This window comes from Klebsiella sp. Ech2A, from assembly GCF_030078455.1.
Classification (GTDB): domain Bacteria; phylum Pseudomonadota; class Gammaproteobacteria; order Enterobacterales; family Enterobacteriaceae; genus Klebsiella; species Klebsiella terrigena.
The window spans coordinates 1-5,654 of sequence record NZ_JAQGFU010000246.1 but is presented as its reverse complement, the minus strand read 5'-3'; the positions used below and the strand labels follow the sequence as shown (position 1 = coordinate 5,654).

Annotated in this window: 8 protein-coding genes; 6 read left to right on the top strand and 2 right to left on the bottom strand. The window is 56.2% G+C overall.

All coding sequences use genetic code 11. The features are described 5' to 3' along the window. The coding region (locus tag PFH44_RS24415) for a YceH family protein (RefSeq protein WP_283826431.1) at positions 1 to 570 on the bottom strand (570 nt) is incomplete at its 3' end. 9 nt (positions 571 to 579) lie between these two features. Then, a complete protein-coding gene (rimJ, locus tag PFH44_RS24410) occupies positions 580 to 1,164 on the bottom strand; it encodes a ribosomal protein S5-alanine N-acetyltransferase (protein ID WP_045854832.1) in 585 nt (194 codons plus the stop codon). Positions 1,165 to 1,393: 229 nt separating this feature from the next. Between rimJ and mdtH the strand changes: the two genes are divergently transcribed. The 6 genes from mdtH to PFH44_RS24380 all read left to right on the top strand — a co-directional run. Continuing rightward, positions 1,394 to 2,602 (top strand): multidrug efflux MFS transporter MdtH, encoded by a 1,209-nt coding sequence (mdtH, locus tag PFH44_RS24405; RefSeq protein WP_283826430.1) that lies wholly within the window; start codon positions 1,394 to 1,396, stop codon positions 2,600 to 2,602. Between the two features lie 113 nt (positions 2,603 to 2,715). Then, positions 2,716 to 3,276: a lipoprotein gene (locus PFH44_RS24400; RefSeq protein ID WP_045854830.1), complete on the top strand. Its 561-nt coding sequence runs from the start codon at positions 2,716 to 2,718 to the stop codon at positions 3,274 to 3,276. Between the two features lie 122 nt (positions 3,277 to 3,398). Beyond that, positions 3,399 to 4,445 carry a dihydroorotase gene (pyrC, locus tag PFH44_RS24395; RefSeq protein WP_283826428.1) on the top strand — a complete coding sequence of 349 codons (1,047 nt, stop codon included), beginning with the start codon at positions 3,399 to 3,401 and terminating at the stop codon, positions 4,443 to 4,445. 71 nt (positions 4,446 to 4,516) lie between these two features. Then, positions 4,517 to 4,768 (top strand): DNA damage-inducible protein I, encoded by a 252-nt coding sequence (dinI, locus tag PFH44_RS24390; RefSeq protein WP_045854828.1) that lies wholly within the window; start codon positions 4,517 to 4,519, stop codon positions 4,766 to 4,768. 392 nt (positions 4,769 to 5,160) lie between these two features. Continuing rightward, positions 5,161 to 5,415 carry a biofilm formation regulator BssS gene (bssS, locus tag PFH44_RS24385; protein ID WP_041144949.1) on the top strand — a complete coding sequence of 85 codons (255 nt, stop codon included), beginning with the start codon at positions 5,161 to 5,163 and terminating at the stop codon, positions 5,413 to 5,415. 125 nt (positions 5,416 to 5,540) lie between these two features. Next, positions 5,541 to 5,654: FAD-dependent oxidoreductase (locus tag PFH44_RS24380; RefSeq protein ID WP_283826432.1), on the top strand; the 114-nt coding region annotated here is incomplete at its 3' end.

The window sequence follows — 5,654 nt, the reverse complement described above, 5'->3', positions numbered from 1 at the left end:
GGTCTGGAGATCGTCTCCCGACGGCGATACCGCTTCTACCGCCGTAATCAGCGAGTCCATATCATCGCAGAACAGATGCATGTAGCGGCATTCGCGCTTCCCCGGCTCGCGAGGCAGACGTGCGACGAACGGACCATCTTCGCGGCCAGCCAGCGTCACGAGCACGCCTTCGATTTCCGCCATATCGCTAAATTCGTACATTCTCTGCGCCCGGCTGCGCAGCTCACCCGGGGTCTGCGCGCCGCGCAGCAGCAGCGTCGTGACCACCGCGACCTCCGCCGGGGTCAGCTTCAGATCGCCGAACTCGGAGTTGCAAAAGCGCTGTTCGTATTTGGTCACCCGATTGCCAAACCCGCTCAACGTGCGCAGGAAATGGCGCTTAACTAACGTATCCAGCAGATCCTGGATATCGCTTTCGCTGAGCGACATCACCGGCTCGCGGTTGGTTTTCTGGTTGCAGGCGGTCACCACCGCGTTAACCGATAGAGGATACTGCTCCGGCGTCGTGACCTGTTTCTCCAGTAGGCAGCCAATAACGCGCGCTTCGTGCGCGGTTAACTGATATTTCATGCTCTCTCCTTAGCGACCCGGGATCCAGTCCGGTGTCGTCAACGCCGTCAATACGTGGTCACGCCACTGGCCATCGATTAACAGATAATCTTTGGCGTAACCCTCTTTTTCAAAGCCAAGACGCGCCAGCAAATCGCCGCTGCGCTGGTTGTGCGGCATATAGTTGGCCATAATGCGATGGATATGCTGCGTGCGCTGCATATAGCGAATCGCCGAAGTCAGCGCTTCAAACATCAGGCCCTGCCCCTGCCACTTCTCGCCGATGGAGTAGCCGAGGTAGCAGGCATGAAACGAGCCGCGCACCACGTTCGAAAAATTCGCCACGCCGACTATCTCTTTTTCTTCCGGATCGAGGAGCGCAAAGTAGAACGCCGATCCCTGCTTATGAAACTCCGAAATCATCGACAAGCGCGCCTGCCAGCCGGAGGGGTAGCAGTGGCTGTCATCGCGCACCGGCTCCCAGGGTTTTAAGAACCCTTTATTCTCCGCGTAGTAGTCGGCCAGACGCCAGGCGTCACGATCGTGGACCAGCCGCGTCACCAGCCTGTCCGTCGTCAAACGCACCTTTGGTACGTTACTGCGGTAGCCAAACATTCCCCTCTCCTGTTCCCCTGACTTATTACCCTGCTCCCTTCACTATACCTGTCCTGAACGACGGTGTGAAAACAGCAACATACCATTTTCTGCACCATCTCCCCTTTTCGATGAATAGCCTCTATCAAACTTGCTTTTTGATAAAAAAATATTGTCGCAGGTACGCTGGGAAACGCCCGCTCTTCCCCGCACACTAGAAGGGCTAATCTTTATTTTCCCAGGAGGGGAAATGTCCCGCGTATCGCAGGCAAGGAGCCTGGGTAAATACTTCCTGTTGGTCGACAATATGCTGGTCGTTCTCGGCTTTTTTGTCGTCTTCCCGCTGATTTCCATTCGCTTTGTTGACCAGATGGGCTGGGCCGCGCTGATGGTCGGGATCGCCCTCGGCCTGCGCCAGCTGGTTCAGCAGGGTCTGGGGATTTTTGGCGGCGCGGTTGCCGACCGCTTCGGCGCCAAGCCGATGATCGTCACCGGTATGCTGATGCGCGCGGGCGGCTTTGCCGCGATGGCGGTGGCCCACGAGCCGTGGGTACTCTGGCTATCCTGCATTCTCTCTGGCCTCGGCGGGACGCTGTTTGACCCGCCGCGCGCCGCGCTGGTGGTTAAGCTGGTGCGTCCGCATCAGCGCGGCCGCTTCTTTTCGCTTCTGATGATGCAGGACAGCGCCGGCGCGGTCATCGGCGCCCTGCTCGGCAGCTGGCTGTTACAGTACGATTTCCGCCTCGTCTGTAGCGTAGGCGCGGCGCTGTTCGTCGCCTGCGCCGGCTTTAACGCCTGGTATCTCCCGGCGTGGAAGCTGTCGACGGTAAAAACGCCGGTGCGCGAGGGACTGGGGCGCGTGCTGCGCGACAGGCGCTTCGTGACCTATGTCCTGACGCTAACCGGCTATTACATGCTGGCGGTGCAGGTCATGCTGATGCTGCCGATTATGGTCAACGACATCGCCGGTTCCCCTGCCGCCGTCAAATGGATGTATGCCATTGAAGCGACTATCTCCCTGACGCTGCTCTATCCGATTGCCCGCTGGAGTGAAAAACGCTATCGGCTTGAGCATCGGCTGATGGCCGGCCTGCTGGTCATGACGCTGGCCATGCTGCCGATCGGCTTAACCAGCAACTTGCAGCAGCTGTTTACGCTGATTTGCATTTTCTATATGGGTTCGATCATCGCCGAGCCGGCGCGTGAAACGCTGGGCGCATCGCTGGCCGACGCCCGCGCGCGCGGCAGCTATATGGGCTTTAGCCGACTGGGGCTGGCCTTTGGCGGGGCCTTCGGCTACGCCGGCGGCGGGTGGCTGTTTGACGCTGGGAAAGCGGTCAATCAGCCGGAGCTGCCGTGGCTGATGCTGGGTATTATCGGCTTCATCACCTTTATCGCTCTGTGGTGGCAATTCAGCGCCAGGCGTTCGGCCTCCGGCATGCTGGAGCCGCGAACCTGATTCGATGCGTCATGCCGGGCTGATTTTCAGCATTTTCCGCTAGCGCCTGTGGTGCTGGCAGGCCATGCTGCTTTGTGTCAGGATGAGCCCATGGCATTACGTTAAGGAACCCAATGAAAAAGATGTTTATCGTGGCCGCGCTTATCGTTAGCGGCCTCCTGAGCGGCTGTAATCAGCTTACGCAGTATTCGGTAAGCGAACAGGAAATTAATCAGGCGCTGCAGAAACGTAATCACTTCGCCAAGGATATCGGCCTGCCTGGCGTGGCGGATGCGCATATCGAGCTGCACGATTTAACCAGCGCGATTGGTCGCGAGGAGCCGAATAAGGTGACCCTGAGCGGCGTCGCCAGCCTGGATCTCAATTCGCTGTTCGGTAATCAAAAAGCCACGATTGACCTTAAGCTAAAAGCGCTGCCGGTCTTCAACAAGGAAAAAGGCGCGATCTTCCTGCAGGAGATGGAGGTCGTCGATGCGAAAGTCGCGCCGGAGAAGCTGCAGTCGGTCGTGCAGACGCTGATCCCCTACCTGAATCAATCCCTGCGCAGCTATTTTAACCAGCAGCCCGCCTACGTTCTGCGCGAAGACGCCAGCACAGGCGAAGCGCTGGCGAAAAAGTACGCGAAAGGCATAGAGGTCAAGCCGGGTGAGATAATCATCCCCTTCACCAATTAACATCACGGGCGCCTGGCGCCCGTTTTTTTACGGAAGTTGATGCAAAGGAAAACGTTTACGCTTATCCTTTGTGCCCGGTGAAAAACAGCCCTGATGACTGAACCTATTAGCCGGAGCCTTCCATGACAGCACAACCCCAGGTACTGAAAATCCGTCGCCCTGACGACTGGCACATCCATCTGCGCGATGACGATATGCTGGAAACCGTCGTGCCTTACACCAGCGAGTTTTACGGTCGGGCGATCGTGATGCCGAATCTGGCGCCGCCTGTCACCACCGTTGAAGCCGCCGTCGCCTATCGCCAGCGGATCCTTAACGCCGTACCCGCCGGGCATGACTTTACCCCTCTGATGACCTGCTACCTCACCGATACGCTCGATCCCGCCGAGCTGGAGCGCGGATTTGAGGCCGGCGTTTTCACCGCGGCTAAACTCTACCCGGCCAATGCCACCACTAACTCCAGCCACGGCGTGACCAGCATCGATACCATTATGCCGGTGCTTGAGCGCATGGAAAAACTCGGCATGCCGCTGCTGGTCCACGGCGAAGTCACGCACGCGGAAATCGATATTTTCGATCGAGAGGCGCGCTTTATCGAGACGGTCATGGAGCCGCTGCGCCAGCGCCTGCCGGGCCTGAAGGTGGTATTCGAACATATCACCACCAAAGACGCCGCAGAGTACGTTCGCGACGGCAACGAGCTGCTGGCCGCCACCATTACGCCGCAGCATCTGATGTTTAACCGTAACCACATGCTGGTCGGCGGTATTCGTCCGCACCTTTACTGCCTGCCGATCCTCAAACGCAATATTCACCAGCAGGCGCTGCGCGAGCTGGTCGCCAGCGGCTTTACGCGCGCGTTTCTCGGCACCGACTCCGCGCCGCACGCCCGTCATCGTAAGGAAGCCAGCTGCGGCTGCGCCGGCTGCTTTAATGCGCCGACCGCGCTGGGCAGCTACGCGACGGTGTTTGAAGAGATGAATGCGCTGCAGCACTTCGAGGCATTTTGCTCGCTTAACGGCCCGCGCTTCTACGGCCTGCCGGTCAACGAAACCTTTGTTGAGCTGGTGCGCGAAGAGAGCGTTGTGGCAGACAGCATCGCGCTGCCTGGCGACACGCTGGTCCCTTTCCTGGCCGGTGAAACCGTGCGCTGGACGATGAAAAAATAAAACGCTGCCCTCTGTTGTAAATATGCAAATGATACTGTATAAATAAACAGTATATTGCACAGGGGGCTATCATGCGCATCGAAGTGTCTATCGCCAAAACTACCGCCTTACCGAGCGGCGCTTTAGAAGCGCTGAATAATGAACTCTCCCGACGTATCGATCGGCAGTTCCCGGCTAAACCAAGCCAGGTAACCGTACGCTTCGCCACCGCTAACAATCTTTCGGTTATAGGTGGCCTTAAAGAAGATAAAGACCGGATAAGCGAAATCCTGCAAGAAACCTGGGAAAGCGCTGATGACTGGTTTATCCACGACGTACCCTGAGTCATTCGGGTTGCGTGCAGGCGGCGGCGCAAAATACCTCAGGTTGTTCATCGAGGTTTTTTGCCTGTTCCGGGCTCATGCGGCTCGAAGTCTGACCGGTACAGCAAATTAATTTGCTCCCTCATTGTGCTTCTTTTGCCGGGTCGCCCCGGCTTTTTTATTTCCTCTTCCTGAATACTCAGACTTTTCTTTAATTTCCTGATTATTTCCTTACAAAATAACGTACAGCGGGACAAAATTTGCGCAAAAAAGCGGCAAAAAGAGAAAAGCTCGCCCCGCACGCGTTAATTTCTCGAGTTTATTCTTAACTCCTGATATAATTAACTTGCTTCAAAAAATATGCATTAAACCTCGAGAATTGTTGTCTTTTAACATATGAATAAGGGGTTATGATGGAAAAGAATAATGAAGTCATCCAGACCCATCCCCTCGTCGGATGGGACATCAGCACCGTAGACAGCTACGACGCGCTGATGTTGCGCCTGCACTACCAGAACCCCACTCATGAAAGCAGTAATGAAGCTGAAATTGGCCAGACTTTATGGCTGACGACGGACGTCGCACGTCAATTTATTTCTATTCTTGAAGCCGGTATTGCGAAGATTGAAGCAGGTGAATACCAGGTCAATGAGTACCGCAGACATTAGTGATTCTGCTGTCACCCATATACTCTAACTAAACGGGCACCGATTGGTGCCTGATTTATTTTCGGGCTTGAATAAGTGCGGGTTGTTAATTACCCTGCTAATAAAGCAAAAACCCGGAACATACCATGCAATACGACCTCATCATTATCGGCAGCGGCTCAACCGGCGCCGCCGCAGGCTATTACGCCCGTCGCGCAGGACTCAACGTTCTGATGGTCGACGCCCACCAGCCTCCGCAT

Coding starts and splice junctions, on each gene's coding strand:
- PFH44_RS24400 (WP_045854830.1), top strand. CDS start 2,716: ATGAAAAAGATGTTTATCGTGGCCGCGCTTATCGTTAGCGGCCTCCTG.
- pyrC (WP_283826428.1), top strand. CDS start 3,399: ATGACAGCACAACCCCAGGTACTGAAAATCCGTCGCCCTGACGACTGG.
- bssS (WP_041144949.1), top strand. CDS start 5,161: ATGGAAAAGAATAATGAAGTCATCCAGACCCATCCCCTCGTCGGATGG.
- rimJ (WP_045854832.1), bottom strand. CDS start 1,164: ATGTTTGGCTACCGCAGTAACGTACCAAAGGTGCGTTTGACGACGGAC.
- dinI (WP_045854828.1), top strand. CDS start 4,517: ATGCGCATCGAAGTGTCTATCGCCAAAACTACCGCCTTACCGAGCGGC.
- mdtH (WP_283826430.1), top strand. CDS start 1,394: ATGTCCCGCGTATCGCAGGCAAGGAGCCTGGGTAAATACTTCCTGTTG.